This window comes from Cupriavidus sp. F041 (assembly GCF_057814235.1).
In genome coordinates this window covers 300041-317546 of sequence record NZ_JBVASY010000001.1, presented here as the reverse complement: position 1 = coordinate 317546, position 17506 = coordinate 300041, and the positions used below count along the sequence as shown (strand labels likewise).

The following is a 17506-nucleotide window of genomic DNA, read 5'->3' as shown; positions in this document are numbered from 1 at the left end:
CCGCAAAGAACGTCAGTAAGGAAGCATGGATATGCAGCGTTTGCCGAAGTTAGCCATTTTCAGCCTGACCCTGCCGGCGCTGCTGCTGGCGGGGGCCGCGCGCGCGGACGATGCCATCGAGTTCACCACGCCGCGCAACGGCTGGCGCAATTCCGCCGGGGACACCGCGGCCTCGGCCTATACGCAGGAAGTCCACTACCCCGCTGTGGCGGTTTCCACGCGGGCGGGACAGGCCGCCAGCGCGATGATTGCCGGGCGCATCCGTTCAGCGCCGAAGCCTGAGGGCGAGGCCACGAGCCCGTCGCCGGGCGGGCGCCGCGCCGGCTCATCGGTTGCTACCCTGGTGGTCAACGGCGTGGCCATGCCGCAGCGGGTCGAGGAAGATGGCCGCTTCTCGCGGCCGTACGCCTTCTCCGGCGGCAGCAACAGCGTGGAAATCCGCAGCGCGCAGGGCGCCAGCAAGCGCGTGCAGTTCTACGACGGCTACCAGGGCAAGACACGCCCGCGCCTGCGCGTGGTGCTGTCCTGGGATAGCGATCAGACCGACCTGGACCTGCATGTGGTGGCGCCCGATGGCCAGCACACGTTCTATGCGAACCGCGTGGCCACCAATGGCGGCGCGCTCGACGTCGATGTCACCACAGGTTACGGGCCCGAGATCTATTCCATCGCCGCGCCGCCGCCCGGCACCTATCTGGTCTACGTCAACTACTATGGCAGCGGCGCCGGCCCGGAGGCCATCACCGTGGCGCAAGTCGCGTTGATCACCGACGAGAACACCCCCAACGAAAAGCAGCAGGTGTTCCGGGTGCCGATGCGCAAGCCCGGCGAGCTGACCCTGATCAAGTCCTTTGTCATGAAGTGATCCCGCTGCGGGCGCAGGCTTCACATTCCCGGCCAGCCCGGATCTTTCCTGGAAATCACAATTCACATGTCGCAGCAGAAGATCCTGTTCCTCAGCGTTTCCGCCGGCGCCGGCCACATGCGCGCCGCCGAAGCGCTTCGCCTCACCGCCGAAGCCGAATTTCCGGGAGTGCAGACGCTGCACCTCGATGTCATGGAGTACGTCCCGGCCACTTTCCGCAAGGTCTACACCGATTTCTACATCAAGCTGGTCAATAGCTATCCGGCCTTGTGGGGCATGCTATACCAGCGCACCTCCGAGGCCGACCCGGCCGCGCCGATGCAGAAGCTGCGGCGCGCCGCCGAGCGACTGAGCACGCGCGCGCTGCGCCGCGCGATCGATGAATTTGCGCCGGATGCCATCGTCTGCACGCATTTCCTCCCCGCGGAGATCCTGATGCATGAGGTACGCCGGCTGCGGATGGCGGTGCCGGTGTGGGTGCAGGTGACCGATTTCGATCTGCACGGCATGTGGGTGATTCCCAATATGACGGGCTATTTCGCCGCCAGCGAGGAAATCGCCTTTCGCATGCGGGCCAATCGCATCGAGGCGGGCCGCGTCCATACCACCGGCATCCCGGTGGTGCCGGCGTTTTCCCACCCGCAGGACCGCCAGGCTTGCGCGCGGCACTTCGGGCTCGATGCGGCCCGGCGCACGATCATGCTGATGGGTGGTGGGGCAGGACTGGGCGGCCTTGACGAAGTGGCCAATGCACTGATGCGGCTGGATCACGATTTCCAGCTGATCGTGCTCGCCGGGCGCAACGAGACGGCGCTGGCGCGGCTCAAGACACTGGCTTCCGCGTATCCCACCCGGCTCTTTCCCTTTGGCTTCACCAACGAAGTGGAGCGCCTGATGGCGTGCTCCGACCTGGTCATCACCAAGCCCGGTGGCCTGACCACATCCGAATGCCTGGCGATGGGTGTGCCGATGGTGGTCAATGCGCCCATCCCCGGCCAGGAGGAGCGCAATGCCGATTACCTGCTGGAGCAGGGCGCTGCGCTCAAGGCAGTCGATCTCGTGTCGCTCGAATATCGTGTCCGGCTATTGCTGGCGGAGCCGGCGCGGCTCGATCAGATGCGCGTGCGCGCCCGCGCGCTGGGGCGACCGGCGGCGGCGCGCCGCGTGCTGGAAACCGTGCTGGGGCACCTGGAGCGGTGCGGCCAACTGACCGGGCAGGCTGCGGGTGTGGCGCAGGCGGGACGCTGAGATGCGCGCCCTGAATCTCTCGGCTTCGCACCAGCGCGCGCAGTCCTACCCGTCGCGACATCCACGGGTGCTGATGCTTACCGTTGCCTGGACGCTGCTGCTGGCGTATTTCTTCGCCAATGTGGAAATCCAGATTGAAGGGGCCGCGGGCTGGGCGGCAAACCTGCCCACCTGGCGCATCGAACACCACTGGCTCCTGGATATCTTCTGGGGCGGCCGCCCGATGACCGGTTATCACGCGTGGGTGTTCCCTTGCGTGGCACTGTTCTTCCATTTCCCGCTGGTCTACGGCGGACGCTGGAACTGGCGAGCCGAAGCGCGCGTGATTGCCAGCATCATGCTGTTCTGGATCGCCGAGGACTTCCTGTGGTTCGTGCTGAACCCGGCGTTCGGGCTGGCGCGCTTCTCACCGGGTTTCGTGCCCTGGCATATTCACTGGTGGGCCGGCGCGCCGACGGATTACTGGGTTTCGCTAGCGGCGGCGGCGGTGCTTTTCTGGCAGTCGTGCCGGGTGGCGCGCCGCTAGCCGGCGCAGCGCGAACTGAATCAGGCCGAAGCCGCTTGCGCGTTGCAGCGCAAATTCCGCCAAGGCGGCGGCGTTCACCGAACGCCCTGGCCGGGACAAACTGGCCGGAGCGACGGCAGGCATCGGCCACGGTTTCTAAGCCGAAGCCATATTAATGTGACGCGAAGATATCTATTTTTCGAAAAAATGTGGTGATTATACCTCATTGAAACATCTCGTCACGCTACATCCTGGCCAGCTTCGGTACCGATCGTGATTCTTAGGAGTAAAATCCGTTCCTTGTGTACTTTGTAGCATTCTTATAACAAATGAGCCCCCGTCCTTCGCGCATGGCGTGCATTGACGCTCTCAAGGCGGTCAGTTCCCAACTGATCGTGCTGCACCATCTTGCCTTCTACGGCCCCATGTCCGATGCGGCGCACGTGCTGGCTCCCGACCTCCTTGACTGGTTCTCGCAGTACGCGCGCATCGCCGTTCAGGCGTTTCTTGTCATCAGCGGCTTCCTGGCGGCGCGTAGCCTGGCGCCGGGCGGGCATCTGGTGGTGCCGCATCCCTTGCAGGCGATCTGGCGCCGCTACCAGAAGCTGGTGGTCCCCTATAGCGTGGCCATCCTGATTGCGATTGCCGGTGCCGCCATTGCGCGCACCTGGATGCATCACGATTCCATTCCGTCGGCCCCCGACCTGTATCAGATCCTGGCACATGTGCTGCTGTTGCACAACTTGCTCGACTTCGACGCGTTGTCGGCCGGCGTCTGGTACGTGGCCATCGATCTGCAACTGTTCGTCTTGCTGATTGTTGCGCTATGGGCGGCGCGCCGCTGCGCGCAATGGTTCGATGTCGGCGGCAGCCCGCTCGGGCCGCTGGCGGTGGCGGGGCTGGTCGTGGCTTCGCTGTTCTGGTTTAACCGGGATGCGGCCTGGGATATCTGGGCGCTTTACTTCTTCGGCGCCTATGGCATGGGCACGCTGGCGTTCTGGGCCTCCGCACCGGAGCGTTCGCCGGTTGCGTTGCTGGTGCTGGGCGCAGTGGTGCTGGCGGCACTGATCGTGGACTTCCGCCTGCGCATTGCCGTGGCGCTATCCATCGCCCTGCTGCTGGCCGTTGCGCGGCGCGGAGGGTGGCTGGATCGCTGGCCGCAGGCCCCGAGCCTGGCATTTTTCGGGCGCATTTCTTACTCGGTCTTCCTGGTGCATTTCCCGGTATGCCTGGTCGTGAACGCGGTGGTATTCCACGTTGCACCGAATCGGCCGCTGCTCAATGCGCTGGGCATGATACTGGCATGGCTGTTGAGCAACGTTGCCGGCGCCGTGTTCCACCGTTACGTGGAGAGTACCGACCCGCTGCGCGCCTTGCGCATGGCCTTGTGGCCGGCGCGCGCGGAGCCGGCCCAGCGGCAGCAGGGCGGGCAGCACCGGTCGACCTGACCCCTCGCGATCACAGCCTAGCGGCACCCCGCCCCAGCGGCCGGGTGCCGCTTTTCTTTTGCATGGTGCCTGTGCACCATGAACTGGCGAGCGGAGCGGCGCGCGCGCACGCGGATGGTGCGGCACGCCATCGTGCGGCATGCAACACAAGGTAGAAACTAGCATTGGGATATGGCACGAAGGTTGCCTACTATGGAATTGCAAACCTGACCGTTTGGTCAGGATTCCTGTTCCGAGGCTGCCATGTCCGACCATATTGTCCTGACTTCGCACGCGCGCCGCGACAAGCCGGCCGAACCCATCCACTGGGGGGCCGCCACGGCGGCGGAGCGCGGACCTGTGATCGCTAGCGTGACCAATCCGGCCCAACGCAATGTCATTGGCACCCACTCCGGCGCCTATGCGGTGTACCGGGCGCTGGCGGTGGCCTCCGGCAAGCTGCAGCGGGATCATCGCGCCGATCTCACCGATACCTCTCCGGCGGAGATCGTCGGGCCCCATCCGCAATGGAGCGACCCGGACAAGATCGTCTCCCTGGATCCTTGGGGCCATCTGGTCTCGACTGCCTTTGCAGACCGCATCGCGGCGGGTATCGATATCCGGCCGACGATCGCCATTACGCGCGCACACATCAATATGCCGGAACTGATGGGAGCCATTGCAGCCGGCCGCCTCACGCCTGACGGCCAGATCCTGCACGCCAATGGCGACGTACGTGTCACCAAGGCAGCGATCGACCCGGTCTGGTACCTGCCGGCGCTGGCGCGCCGCTTCGACATCAAGGAGAGCATGCTGCGTCGCAGCCTGTTCGAGCAGACTGGCGGCATGTTCCCCGAACTGGTGACGCGGCCCGACCTGAAGGTGTTCCTGCCGCCGATCGGTGGCATGACCCTGTACTTTTTCGGCGATGTGGGCAAGCTGGGCAAGCCCGAGACCAAGGTGGCCTGCCGCGTGCACGACGAGTGCAACGGCTCGGACGTGTTCGGATCCGATATCTGTACCTGCAGGCCCTACCTGGCGCACGGCATCGAGGTTTGCATCGAGATGGCGCAGCAGGGCGGGGTGGGCCTGGTGGTCTATAACCGCAAGGAGGGCAGGGCACTGGGCGAAGTGACCAAGTTCCTGGTCTATAACGCCCGCAAGCGCCAGGTCGGCGGCGACCGGGCCGAGACGTATTTCGCGCGTACGGAGTGCGTGGCCGGCGTGCAGGACATGCGCTTCCAGGAACTCATGCCCGATGTATTTCACTGGCTTGGCATCAAGCGTATCGATCGCTGGGCTTCGATGAGTAATATGAAGCACGGGGCGCTGACCGCTCAGGGTATCGAGGTGGTCGAACAGGTAGCGATTCCCGATGCACTGATCCCGGCCGATGCCCGAGTGGAAATCGACGCCAAGGTGGCGGCTGGCTATTTCACGAGCTATACCCCGCCCGGTGCCGAGGAACTCGCGCTGGCCAAGGGTAGAGGACTGGACGAATGAACGAGATACCTGAAGCGGGCGGCCCGCAGGGCTCCCCCAGTGCGTTCACGAATGACGCGGATGGCCGCGGCGGATGGGCCAGTCCCGTGCCACCTGGCCATCCGGCCGCGGCGCTGCTGACCGGCCTGGCGGTACGCACCCGATGCGCCGCCGTGACGGACCATGTGGCGGCAGGCGCGTCAGAGCTGTTCACGTGGCACCCGGAACGGATTCCGGCGGTGGGCGATTATGTGGCGGCCACCATCCGGGAGCGTTATCCGGACCTGAACGTGCCGTACCACAGCCGCTGGCGCCACTTTGAAAGCGGCGGTCCCGGCGAGAGGCTGGACCGCTGGCAGATCCTGTGCGAACGCGGCGGGCTTTCCGGCGAGGCTGACCGCGAGGAGCGCGCCCGCATCGGCATCGATCTGGTGATTCCCAGCGTGTTGCTGGACGCCGGCGCAGGCCCCGACTGGCGCTACCGCGATCCGGCCAGCGACCTGCTGCTGACCCGTTCCGAGGGGCTTGGCGTAGCCAGCTTCGACTTGTTCGCGCGCGGTGGCTTTTCCGCCCAGCCGGGCCAGCCGCTGCGCTCCGACGCCGAGCGGCTGATGCGGATCGATGCGCCCTCCATCGCGACGGCCTTCCAGGTGGCACAGCACAATCGGCTGGTTGGCCTGGACGGTCGTGCCGGCCTGCTGCGCCGGTTGGGCGAAGTGGCGCAGGCCACGCCGGCCGTGTTCGGCACGCCTGCGCGTCTGGGCAACCTCTATGACTACCTCAAGGCACATGCCGTCGACGGCCAGATCGAGGCCGGCTTCGTGCTGACCACGCTGCTGGTAGCGCTCGGTCCCGTGTGGCCGGGGCGCGTCAGCCTCGGCGGCATATCGCTGGGGGACTGCTGGGCACATCCGGCCTGTACCGACGGGCTGGTGCCTTTCCACAAGCTGACGCAGTGGCTGACGTACTCGCTGCTGGAGCCGCTCGAAGATGCCGGCCTGACCGTGACCGGGCTGGAGGCGCTGACCGGCTTGCCCGAATACCGCAATGGCGGCCTGCTATTCGATTTCGAACTGATGGTGCCGCGCGATCCCGGATTCGCAGCCGTGGCGCATACGGTCGATGAGCCGGTCATCGTGGAATGGCGTGCCCTTACGGTGACGGGGCTCGACCTTGTGGCCGCGTCGGTGCGCGAGGCGCTTGGCCTGTCGGCCGCGGCGTTCCCGCTTGCCCGCGTGCTGGAAGGCGGCACCTGGGCCGCGGGACGGCGCATTGCCGCCAAGCGCAGGCCCGGCGGTCCGCCGCCATTCGTCATCAATAGCGATGGCACGGTGTTCTGACCGATATCGCAGCCACGCGCCGAGCCGCAGCAAGACCTCTTCGCGACCGCCCTCCAGGAGCGCATCATGACCGACCTCTCCGCCGTACCGCCCGTCACTCCGTCCGTGCTGGTGGTGGACCATCCGCTCGTGCAGCACAAGGTCACGCTGGTACGCAGCGAAGACACCACCACCGATAACTTCCGCCGGCTGGTGCGCGAGATCAGCCAGCTGCTGACCTATGAAGCGACCCGCGACCTGGCGATGGAAACGATCTCCATCAAGACCCCGATCGCGCCCATGCAGTCGCCGGTGCTGTCGGGCAAGAAGCTGTGCCTGGTATCGATACTGCGTGCCGGCAACGGTTTCCTGGATGGCATGCTGGAGTTGCTGCCGGCCGCGCGGGTAGGGCACATCGGCTTGTACCGCGACCCCGAAACGCTGGAGCCGATCGAGTACTACTTCAAGATCCCGGAGGACATCCACGAGCGGCTGGTGATCGTGGTGGACCCCATGCTGGCCACCGGCAACTCCGCCATTGCCGCGCTCAATCGCCTGAAGGAAGCCGGCGTGAGCACGCTCAAGTACGTGTGCCTGATCGCGTCGCGGCAGGGGCTGCGTGCCCTGCAGGCAGCGCACCCCGACGTGGCCATCGTCACCGCCGCCATCGACGAGGAGCTCAACGAGCACGGCTACATCGTGCCCGGCCTGGGCGATGCCGGCGACAGGCTCTACGGCACCAAGTAATGGGAGCGCCGGCCACGGCGCCGCCGCCATGCTTTCCGCTGCCGCGGGAGGCGGCGGGCGGCCGTATCCGCCAGGAGAACGAGGCGCTGATCCTGCACGCGGCCGAGCATGTGTTCGCGCGGGCCGGGTTTGCCGGCGCCACCATGAACGAGATCGCCACACGCGCCGGCGTGCCAAAATCCAACCTGCATTACTACTTTCGCACCAAGCAGGCGCTGTACCGGGCGGTGCTGGCCCATACGCTCGCACTGTGGCTGTCCGAGACCGACATCATCGACGCGGGGCAAAGCCCGCAGGTAGCTCTTGAACAGTACATCCGCGCCAAGATGCGGTTGTCGGCGAGCCATCCCGACGCCTCGCGCGTATTCGCCAATGAACTGCTGCACGGTGCGCCGGAAATCCGCGATGTGCTCAACGGCGCGCTGCGCGCGCTGGTGGCGCGCAAGGCCGGCGTGATCCGTGAGTGGATCGCGCGTGGCGAGATGGCCAGCGTGGATCCGCAGCACCTGTTTTTCACCATCTGGGCCGCTACCCAGACCTATGCCGATTTCGAGTCGCAGGTATGCGCCGTGCTTGGGGTGAGCCACCTGGGCCAGCGCGATTACGAACAGGCCACCGACCATCTTGTGCGGCTTTTGCTGCGCGGATGCGGGCTGGAGCCGGCCGGCCTGGCCACGGAGTTATCGTCAACAAGGGGAGAACGTCATGAGGTTTGAGGGTAAGCGCAGGACCTGGTTGAAATTCGCGGCCGCCGCCGCCAGCGTTGCCGCGCTTGGCGGCGCCGCGCCCGCGCAGGCGCAAGCCAAGCTGAAGGTGGCGGCGGTGTACACCGTGCCGGTCGAACAGCAATGGGTGTCGCGGATTCACAAGGCGCTCAACGAGGCCAAGGCGCGCGGCGAGATCGACTATGTATTCTCGGAGAGCGTGTCCAATGCTGACTACGAGCGCGTGCTGCGGCAGTACGCGGAGCAGGGGTCGGCGCTGATCCTGGGTGAGTCCTTCGCCGTCGAGGCGGCGGCGCGCAAGGTGGCCAAAGACTATCCCAAGACCGCCTTCCTGATGGGCTCCTCGGGCAAGCCGCAGGCGCCGAATTTCTCGGTGTTCGACAACTATATCCAGGAGCCTTCCTACCTCACCGGCATGATTGCCGGCGGCATGACCAAGACCAACCACATCGGCATGGTGGGCGGCTATGCCATCCCCGAGGTCAACCGGCTGATGCACGCCTTCATGGAAGGCGCGCGCGAGGTGAATCCGAAGGTCAGGTTCACGGTCAGCTTCATCGGTTCGTGGTTCGATCCGCCCAAGGCCAAGGAGGCGGCCTTCGCCATGATCGACAAGGGCGCCGACGTGCTCTATGCCGAACGCTTCGGCGTATCCGATGCCGCCAAGGAAAAGGGCAAGCTGGCCATCGGCAATGTCATCAACACCCAGCCGCAATATCCCGCCACGGTAGTGGCATCGGCGCTGTGGAATATGGAGCCCACGGTCGGCGCGGCGCTTGGCAAGGTCAAGGCGGGCCAGTTCAAGAGCGAGGACTACGGTCCTTACTCGCTGATGAAATTCAAGGGGGCCGAACTGGCGCCGCTGGGCACGTTCGAAGGCAAGGTTCCCGCCGATGTGATGACCAGGGTCAGGGCCAGGGAGAAGGCCATCCTTGACGGCAAGTTCGCCGTCAAGGTGGTGGAGACGGAGCCGAAGTCGACGCAGTGAGGGCGGCTTCGCCTCGCTATTCCCGCCGCTGGCCTGCCCCTTTCCTCCGCCTGGGAGCGAAGAGCAAGCCAGCGCAACCTGACCGCCACATCGATCAACCACCCATGCAAGTCCCCATCCTGCGCCTGAGCAACATCACCAAGCGCTTCGGCCAGCTGACCGCCAATGACGATATCTCGCTGGAACTGCGGCGCGGCGAAGTGCTGGCCCTGCTGGGCGAGAACGGCGCCGGCAAGAGCACGCTGGTCAGCATCCTGTTCGGGCATTACGTGGCCGATGCCGGCACGGTGGAGGTCGACGGCCAGCTTCTGCCACCCGGCCAGCCACGCGCGGCGCTTGCCGCCGGCATTGGCATGGTGCACCAGCATTTCACGCTGGCCGACAATCTCTCGGTGCTGGACAACATCATGCTCGGCACCCAGCCGCTGTGGCAATGGCGCCTGGAGCGGCGCGCGGCGCGTGACAGGGTGCTGGCGCTGGCCGAGCGCTTTGGCCTGGCCGTGCGGCCGCAGGCCAGGGTGGGCGAGTTGTCGGTGGGCGAGCGCCAGCGCGTGGAGATCGTCAAGGCACTGTACCGCGGCGCTCGCGTGCTGATTCTTGACGAGCCCACCGCGGTGCTGACGCCGCACGAGTCCGAAACGCTGTTCGCCACGCTGGCGCAGTTGATTGCCGAGGGGCTGTCGGTGATCTTTATCAGCCATAAGCTCGACGAAGTGCTGCGGGTGTCCGATCGCATCGCCGTATTACGCGGCGGGCGGCTGGTGGCGCAGTGCGCGGCGGCGCAGACCAGCAAGGCCGAACTGGCGGAACTGATGGTGGGCCGGGTGGTAGCCATGCCGGAACGCGCCGCGCGGCTGGACGCCAGCGGTGCCAGTGCGGCGCCCGCCGTGCTCGCGTTGCAGAAGGTTGGCGCGTGTGGCGCGGACGGCCGCGCGCTGTTGCGCGAAGTCAGCCTGCAGGTACGGGCTGGCGAAATCGTGGGCATCGCCGGCGTGTCCGGCAACGGCCAGGCCGCGCTGGCGGAACTGACCAGCGGCACGCTGGCGGCCGCCGAGGGCCATGTCACGTTGGCTGGCAAGCCAATGCCGGCATGGCCGCGCGCATGGATCGAGGCAGGCGTGGCGCGCGTGCCGGAGGATCGCCACGCGGTGGGCGTGATCGGCGACCTGACCGTTTGGGAGAACGCCGCCAGCGAGCAACTCGGCGAGCCGCGTTTTTCTCGTGGGGGGGTGATCCGGCGCGCGGCGGCTCAGCGGTTTGCGAGGGAACTGGTGGCGCGTTTCGACGTGCGCACCGCCGGTATCGACGTGCCGGCCCGGACCATGTCGGGCGGCAATATGCAAAAGCTGATCCTGGGCCGGGCGCTCTCCGTGCGGGGCGAAGGGAGGGCGCCGCTGCTGGTCGTGGCCAGCCAGCCCACCTGGGGGCTGGACATCGGCGCGGTGGCCTATGTGCGCGCCCGCCTGCTCGATGCAGCGCAAGAGGGCGCGGCCGTGTTGCTGATCTCGGAAGACCTCGATGAACTCCATGCGCTGGCCGACCGCATTGCGGTGATGCACGCAGGCCGGCTGACCGAGGCGCGTCCGACGGCAGCATGGACGCTCGGAGAACTCGGGCTGGCGATGGCCGGTGCCGGCGAAGGCGCGCATGGCGCTGCTGGAACGGGGGAGGTACTGCATGCGGCTTGAAGCCCGAAGCGGCGTCTCGCGCGTGGCCATGCTGGCCGCGCCCATCATGGCGATCGTTGCTACCTTGCTGATCTGCGCCTTGCTGGTGCGTTGGGCCGGTGCGCCGGTGGGACGTGCTTACATGCTGCTGCTCGAAGGCGGTTTCGGATCGCGCTTTGCCTGGTCGGAAACGCTCACGCGCGCTACGCCGCTGATCCTGACCGGCTTGTCGGTTGCTGTAGCCTTTCGCGCCCGCCTGTTCAACATCGGCGCCGAAGGGCAGCTCTATCTCGGCGCGCTGGCGGCGGTGGCCGTTGGCGGGCAGGTCGATGGCACGGCGGCGCACTGGGCGCAGCAACTGCCGATGGGCTTGCTGTTCGTGCTGATGGTGGCGGCCGGCATGCTGGCCGGTGCCTTGCTGCTGCTCTGCGCTGCATGGCTCAAGACCCGGCTTGGCGTGGATGAGGTGGTTACGACCTTGCTGGCCAACTTTATCGTGCTGCTGTTTGTCTCAATGATGCTGGACGGCCCGATGAAAGACGCCACGGCGATGGGGTGGCCGCAATCGGTACCGTTGGTGCCGGAACTGGAATTGTCGAAACTGATGGAGCGCTCGCGCGTGCACAGCGGCCTGCTGCTGGCTGGCGCGCTTGCCGTGATCCTGTGGGCGGTCAACCGCTTCACGGTGTTCGGCCTGCAGATGCGCGCGGTGGGCGCCAATGCGCGCGCCGCGGCGTTCACCGGCATGCCGGTGCGGCGCGTGACGATGTGGGCCGCGCTGTTGTCGGGCGGGCTGGCGGGATTGGCAGGTGTGGTGGAGGTGGCAGGGCGCACCAGCTATCTCACGCTCGACATTTCGCCGGGCTATGGCTACGCCGGTGTGGTCATCGCCATGCTGGCGGGGTTGCATCCGCTGGGCGTGGTGGCGGCGTCGGTATTCGTGGCGGGGGTGCTGGTTGGGGCGGACGGCATGAGCCGCGCGGTGGGCGTGCCCAACAGCATTGCCGACGTGATCGTGGCGGTGGCGCTGCTCGCCATGCTGGTGGCCACCATGCTGACGCGCTACCGTATCCGTTTCGATGCGCGGGGCAAGGCGGCCTGATGGAACTGCTCGATATCCTGGCCTCGGCGCCATTCTGGATCGCGGTGCTGCGCGTGGCCACGCCGCTGATCTTCGGCACGTTGGGTGTGCTGCTGTGCGAGCGCGCCGGCGTCCTCAACCTCGGCATCGAAGGCATCATGGTGGCGGGCGCCTACGGCGGCTGGCTGGCGGTCTATCATGGCGCCCCGCTGTGGGGCGGGGTCGCTGTGGCCGCCGCCGTGGGACTTGCCTTCGGTCTGCTGCACGGCTGGCTGACGGTGAGCCTGGCGCTGTCGCAGCACGTGGCAGGCCTGGGCGTCACCATGCTGGCCACCAGCCTGTCCTACTATGCCTACCGGATCGGCTTCGCCTCGGTGTCCACGCCACCCACCATCACGCCCTTCGCGCCGATGCGCTGGATCGAGGACGTGCCGCTGCTCGGCCGCGTGCTGGGCCCCGTCTTCGGCCAGGAAAGCGCATTGACGCTGCTGGCGCTGGGCCTGGTGCCGGTGATGGCCTGGGTGCTCTATCGCACCCCACTCGGCCTGGCCGTGCGCATGGTCGGCGAGAATCCAGCCGCGGCGGAGGGGCAGGGGATTCGGGTAGGCGCCATGCGCATCGGTGCGATCATGGCCGGTTCGGCGTTGATGGCGGTGGGGGGCGCATTCCTGACGCTGTCCGCCTTTAATGCGTTCTTCTTCAATATGATCAACGGGCGGGGCTGGATCTGCGTGGCCCTGGTGGTGTTCGCGTCCTGGCGGCCGGGCCGCGCGCTGGCGGGCGCCTTGCTGTTTGCCGCCTTCGATGCGCTGCAACTGCGCCTGCAGCAGAGCGGTGCCAGCCTGCCGGGACTGCCGCCGCTGCCGTATCAGCTGTACCTGATGTTGCCGTACGTGCTGTCGATTCTCGCGCTGGTGCTGGTGGCGCGGCGCGCCACATACCCGCAGGCGCTGATGAAGCCCTATCGCAAGGGCGAACGCTGAGTCCAATAACACGTAGCGAATAACTAGCAACCACTATGCTCGACCTTATCCTGCGCAACTGCGCGCTTCCCGATGGCCGCACCGGCATCGATATCGGCATCGCGGGCGACCGCATCAAGGCAGTCGAGCCGGCGCTCAAGGCGCCAGCGGCGGCCGAGGTCGATGCGGCGGGGCAGCTTGTCACGCCGCCCTTTGTGGATGCGCATTTTCACATGGACTCCACGCTGTCTTACGGCTTGCCGCGCATCAACCAGTCGGGCACCTTGCTCGAAGGCATTGCGCTTTGGGGTGAGCTCAAGCCGCTGCTGACGCAGGATGCCATTGTCGAGCGGGCACTGGCCTATTGCGACTGGGCGGTGGCCAAGGGCCTGCTGGCGATCCGTTCGCATGTGGATGTGTGCGATCCGCGCTTGCTTGCCACGGAGGCGCTGCTGCACGTGCGCGAGAAGGTGCGGCCTTACCTTGACTTGCAACTGGTAGCCTTTCCGCAGGACGGCATGCTGCGCGCTCCCGGCGCGCTCGACAATCTCAAGCGCGCCCTGGGCATGGGCGTCGAAGTGGTGGGCGGCATCCCACATTTCGAGCGCACCATGGCCGATGGCGCGGAGTCCGTGCGCATCCTGTGCGAGCTGGCCTGCGAGCGCGGGCTGCGTGTGGATATGCATTGCGACGAGAGCGACGATCCGCAGTCGCGCCATATCGAGACACTGGCATGCCAGACCGTGCGGCTCGGGTTGCAGGGCCGGGTCACGGGTTCGCACCTGACCTCGATGCATTCGATGGACAACTACTACGTGTCCAAGCTGATTCCGCTGATCCGCGAGTCCGGAGTGGCGGCCATCGCCAACCCGCTGATCAACATCACGCTGCAGGGCCGGCACGACAGCTACCCGAAGCGGCGTGGCATGACCCGCGTGCCGGAGCTTCTGGCCGGGGGCGTGCCGGTGGCATTCGGCCACGATTGCGTGATGGATCCTTGGTACAGCCTGGGCTCCGGCGACATGCTGGAGGTGGCGCACATGGGCCTGCATGTGGCGCAGATGACGGGGCAGGAGGCGATGCGCGCGTGTTTCGCCGCCGTCACCGAGACACCGGCGCGGATCCTCGGGCTGGAGGGCTACGGCATCGCGCCGGACTGCCGCGCCGACCTGGTGCTGCTGCAGGCACGCGACCCGGTCGAGGCGATCCGTTTGCGCGCTACCCGTCTGCTCGTGCTGCGGGCAGGCAAGGTGGTGGCGAGCACGCGTCCGGCTAGCGCCACCTTGCACCTGGATGGCAGGCCCGGGCAGGTCAGTTTCCAGCCTTGAGTCCGGCTTTGGGAAGGCTGGAAAGAAATTGCAGGGCAGGTGTTGACAGCAGATTCTGCGATCTGCATAATGTTGTTCTTCGCAGCGCTGCAGCGGTAAAGCAGTGAAACGAAGCCCAGATGGCGAAATTGGTAGACGCACTAGGTTCAGGTCCTAGCGGTGGCAACACTGTGGAGGTTCGAGTCCTCTTCTGGGCACCAAGACTCGATGAAAAAGGCCGTTGCTTATGCAGCGGCCTTTTTCTTTTGGTGCGCCCAGCATGGGCGCACTCCTGGAGGTGCAACCCGCAAGCTGACCACAGTGAGCGAAGTGAAGCGCAACTGCATGAGGGCAACCGAGTGTGGGGAGGAAGCGTGGAGCATAAATCATGAGCCGAGGAACACGAATCGCATAGAAGGCGCGGCCGGTCAGGGCGAGCGGGCCAAATACCGCGAAGCTCTTGTGGTCAAGGATCAGGCGGCGTAGATGCGGCGGTTGTGTGATGAAGGAGTGCGGCCCTTACCTGGGGACGCCCCGCCTTGTGCCTGAAAGGGCGACGGCGAGAGCCGGAGCGGGGTCTCAGCAGAGGCCATAGTAGTTGGCGGTAGCGCCGGGAAGGCTCGATCCCGCTGACGAAGGGCTGAACGAGAAGGAGTGATTTCCGACATGTCGATGCAGCAAGCCATGCGTCAGATGCCCGCGCCAGCGGGGCGGGAGGCCGTAGGGCAAGTCGCACACGCTTGAACGCCTGCCGCAGGTTCTCTGTTGCCAGCGCCGCTTGCAGCAGCGCCGTTCCCGTGTTTCCGGTCGCACGCCGCGGGCGGCAAGCTTCGTCGCTGAAAGCATCAGGCATGGCTTCACCCGACCGACTGGGCGTTCCTCGCCTGTCTTAACCTCAACTTCTCGAACCGCCCGGTGCGGACCCGCATGCCGGGTGGTGTGGCAGGGGTGTAGCCTCCATGGCTACCCCCTATGCCGATTGCCGCGCGATCTGTACCGCGGCAAGGCCTCCCGGCCTGCTCAGGGTCCTGCGGACCAGGATTGCATCCTCCACTCATCGTCGTCCGCGGACTGGCTTGCCGATGTGCCATCGGCCCTCAAGGCCGATGCCTGCGTCAGCCGCCCTACATATGCCAGCTTGCGCGTGACCCGGAAAGAGGGCACGTCGCCTTCCCGCATATGCAGCAGGTCGGCCGGCGAGACTGCGTCGTCCGCCGCGCTTGTCAGCGGCAGGCCGGCCGCCCGGTAGGACGCGAGCACCAGTTGCGAGCAGAAGAAGCTGTTGCGCGCATCCAGCTCATTGGGTGCCATCTGGATGGCGCTGAAGCTGCGCATGCAAGCGTTGCGGACCACGCCGGGCACACCCGGCAGTTCGCACAGGCGCCGCTCAAGCGAGAACGGCGCATGCATGGCGATGCCGAGATGGTTATACGGCTGGCCTACCTGGGCCATCGCGAAGGCATGCAATTTCAGGCGCATGTCATCGTTGAGCCCGGGGTGGCGGTAAGTCACGATGATGTCGCCGTCATTCAGCGCCTGTTGCAGCGGATAGGCCCGAACGCCCGAGCCCACTGCCTCCACCACATTGCCGCCGCCCACATAGACGGCCGAGTGGCTGACCTGCGATATCGTCGCCAGCCGGATCGCCGAAGAGTTGAAGGAGGGGGCTGCCGAGAGCAGGATATCGCCGACCTGCAGGGCGCCGATATCGAGCGGGCGCACTTCGACCCCGGACACCTCCAGGCTCATCTGCTGGAAGCGTAGCGGCAGCCCGGAGCCCTGTGCCGCAGCGACATTGAGATCGTCCGCGTGGCTACCCCATTGCGTCGCGCAGCCACTCAGTGCGAGGCCTGCCAGCGCCGCACCGGCAATACTCAGGGTCCGGCTCATGCCTCGCCGTCCTTGCGCGCCGGAGGCATGCGCCGAAAGGGAAAGAGCTGCTGCCGTATGAAGCCATCGGGCATGTAGTCGCCGACCACGCCGTATTTCTCGGGGAAGCGCTTGCCGGACTTCACCGCGGTGCCGAACAGGTAATCGAGGAAGGCGTAGTGCGCCGAGTAATTCTTGTCGATCGCCTCGTCATCCGAGGCGTGGTGCCAGTGATGGAAATCCGGCGTCACCACCAGGTAGCGCAGCGGGCCCCACGGCAGGTGGACATTGGCGTGGTTGAATACCGCCTGGAAGCCCACGATGATGATGTACGCGTCGATGACCGCCTTGTTGAAACCGAGCACATACAACGGCGCCAGCACCAGCACCCGTGTGAACACCAGTTCGAGGATGTGCTGGCGCGAACCGGCGAGCCAGTCCATGGTCTTGGTGCTGTGGTGCACGGAATGGAATTTCCACAGGAAGGGCACCTCGTGATAGGCCCGATGGGTCCAGTACTGCGCCAGGTCGGCTGCCAGTATGCACAGCAGCAGTTGCAGCACGAAGGGGATGCCACCAACGAAAGCATGCACGCTGTCGCGTACCAGCCAGCCGAACAAGCGGAAGATCAGGAAGTTGACCGTCAGCAGGATCAGGCCAACGATGAAGTGATTGACCGCGAAATGCACGAGGTCGGTCTGCCATTCACGGCGAAACACGGCTTGCCCGCGATAGAGCGGGAACATCTTTTCGATGACCACGAAAATCAGTGTCGAGCCCAGCAGGTCGAGGATGAACCAGTCCAGGCCGATATATGGCGTGTGGTCCGGGAAGTCCCCCACCGGTACTCGCGAGCCACCGAGCGCCACGGCCAGCGCCACGAGCGCGAAGGCAGCGGCATTCAGACTGCGGCGGCGCCCAAGCACCAGGTTGCTGAGCGACAGGCCGCCTGACACCAGCAGTGCGGCAAACAGGACGTGGCGCAATACGTCGACCGAATACTTGTGGCGCAGCTCGGGCGTGGTCAGGTATTGCGGGAAATGGAAAGCGATCACGCCCAGCAGGCTGAGTCCGCCCAGGGCCAGCGCAAGGATGGCCGTGATCAGGCCGCGTCCGGCCGCGAGCTCGCCGCTGCTGCCCAGCAGGTCGCGCGTGTCGCGCAACACGTTGTGCACCGGGGCGATTGGCAGTTTGCCGGCTGCGCCGTTCTGTTTCATTTTTGAATCATCGGGCCCGCCAGGATTTTCAGGCCTGTCGGTCGAGTCGCTATTTATCCGCATCTTCCGCTATTCCGTTGTTTTGCTTCTTCTTGTT

General features: G+C 65.9%; 16 protein-coding genes and 1 tRNA gene. 15 read left to right on the top strand and 2 right to left on the bottom strand.

Going from position 1 to position 17506, the window contains the following annotated elements; all coding sequences use genetic code 11:
- The first annotated feature begins 31 nt into the window (after positions 1-31).
- From ACZY0R_RS01460 to ACZY0R_RS01390, 15 genes are all read left to right on the top strand, one after another.
- Positions 32-865 (top strand): YfaP family protein, encoded by an 834-nt coding sequence (locus ACZY0R_RS01460; protein WP_488856806.1) that lies wholly within the window; start codon positions 32-34, stop codon positions 863-865.
- 66 nt (positions 866-931) lie between these two features.
- Positions 932-2113, top strand: coding sequence for an MGDG synthase family glycosyltransferase (locus tag ACZY0R_RS01455; protein WP_488856805.1), 1182 nt, complete (start codon positions 932-934; stop codon positions 2111-2113).
- A gap of 73 nt (positions 2114-2186) precedes the next feature.
- Entirely contained in the window at positions 2187-2639 is a 453-nt protein-coding gene (locus tag ACZY0R_RS01450) for a hypothetical protein (protein ID WP_488859467.1), read from the top strand.
- 308 nt (positions 2640-2947) lie between these two features.
- Positions 2948-4066: an acyltransferase family protein gene (locus ACZY0R_RS01445; RefSeq protein ID WP_488856804.1), complete on the top strand. Its 1119-nt coding sequence runs from the start codon at positions 2948-2950 to the stop codon at positions 4064-4066.
- Between the two features lie 243 nt (positions 4067-4309).
- A complete protein-coding gene (locus ACZY0R_RS01440; protein ID WP_488856803.1) occupies positions 4310-5548 on the top strand; it encodes a GTP cyclohydrolase II in 1239 nt (412 codons plus the stop codon).
- Positions 5545-6867, top strand: a complete 1323-nt coding sequence (locus ACZY0R_RS01435; protein ID WP_488856802.1) for a URC4/urg3 family protein — start codon at positions 5545-5547, stop codon at positions 6865-6867. The genes ACZY0R_RS01440 and ACZY0R_RS01435 overlap by 4 nt, the downstream gene beginning before the upstream one ends.
- A 66-nt stretch (positions 6868-6933) precedes the next feature.
- Positions 6934-7593: a uracil phosphoribosyltransferase gene (upp, locus tag ACZY0R_RS01430; protein ID WP_035862882.1), complete on the top strand. Its 660-nt coding sequence runs from the start codon at positions 6934-6936 to the stop codon at positions 7591-7593.
- Positions 7593-8309, top strand: a complete 717-nt coding sequence (locus ACZY0R_RS01425) for a TetR/AcrR family transcriptional regulator (RefSeq protein WP_488856801.1) — start codon at positions 7593-7595, stop codon at positions 8307-8309. The genes upp and ACZY0R_RS01425 overlap by 1 nt, the downstream gene beginning before the upstream one ends.
- Positions 8299-9306, top strand: coding sequence for a BMP family protein (locus ACZY0R_RS01420; protein WP_488856800.1), 1008 nt, complete (start codon positions 8299-8301; stop codon positions 9304-9306). The genes ACZY0R_RS01425 and ACZY0R_RS01420 overlap by 11 nt, the downstream gene beginning before the upstream one ends.
- 104 nt (positions 9307-9410) lie before the next feature.
- Positions 9411-10994, top strand: a complete 1584-nt coding sequence (locus ACZY0R_RS01415) for an ABC transporter ATP-binding protein (protein ID WP_488856799.1) — start codon at positions 9411-9413, stop codon at positions 10992-10994.
- Complete coding sequence (locus ACZY0R_RS01410; protein ID WP_488856798.1) at positions 10984-12075, top strand: ABC transporter permease; 1092 nt, start codon at positions 10984-10986, stop codon at positions 12073-12075. Before ACZY0R_RS01415 ends, ACZY0R_RS01410 begins: the two co-directional genes overlap by 11 nt.
- The gene (locus ACZY0R_RS01405; RefSeq protein WP_488856797.1) at positions 12075-13037 is read left to right on the top strand and encodes an ABC transporter permease; all 963 of its coding nucleotides are present in this window, start codon (positions 12075-12077) and stop codon (positions 13035-13037) included. The genes ACZY0R_RS01410 and ACZY0R_RS01405 overlap by 1 nt, the downstream gene beginning before the upstream one ends.
- A 35-nt stretch (positions 13038-13072) precedes the next feature.
- Positions 13073-14344, top strand: a complete 1272-nt coding sequence (locus tag ACZY0R_RS01400) for an amidohydrolase family protein (RefSeq protein ID WP_488856796.1) — start codon at positions 13073-13075, stop codon at positions 14342-14344.
- A 113-nt stretch (positions 14345-14457) separates the two neighbouring features.
- Positions 14458-14544: transfer RNA gene (locus ACZY0R_RS01395), tRNA-Leu, on the top strand.
- A 7-nt stretch (positions 14545-14551) separates the two neighbouring features.
- Positions 14552-14809 (top strand): hypothetical protein, encoded by a 258-nt coding sequence (locus tag ACZY0R_RS01390; RefSeq protein WP_488856795.1) that lies wholly within the window; start codon positions 14552-14554, stop codon positions 14807-14809.
- A gap of 534 nt (positions 14810-15343) precedes the next feature.
- Here ACZY0R_RS01390 and ACZY0R_RS01385 read toward each other — a convergent pair.
- Positions 15344-16213 carry a YiiX/YebB-like N1pC/P60 family cysteine hydrolase gene (locus tag ACZY0R_RS01385; RefSeq protein ID WP_488856794.1) on the bottom strand — a complete coding sequence of 290 codons (870 nt, stop codon included), beginning with the start codon at positions 16211-16213 and terminating at the stop codon, positions 15344-15346.
- The gene (locus ACZY0R_RS01380; RefSeq protein ID WP_488856793.1) at positions 16210-17409 is read right to left on the bottom strand and encodes a sterol desaturase family protein; all 1200 of its coding nucleotides are present in this window, start codon (positions 17407-17409) and stop codon (positions 16210-16212) included. The genes ACZY0R_RS01385 and ACZY0R_RS01380 overlap by 4 nt, the downstream gene beginning before the upstream one ends.
- Positions 17410-17506 lie beyond the last annotated feature (97 nt).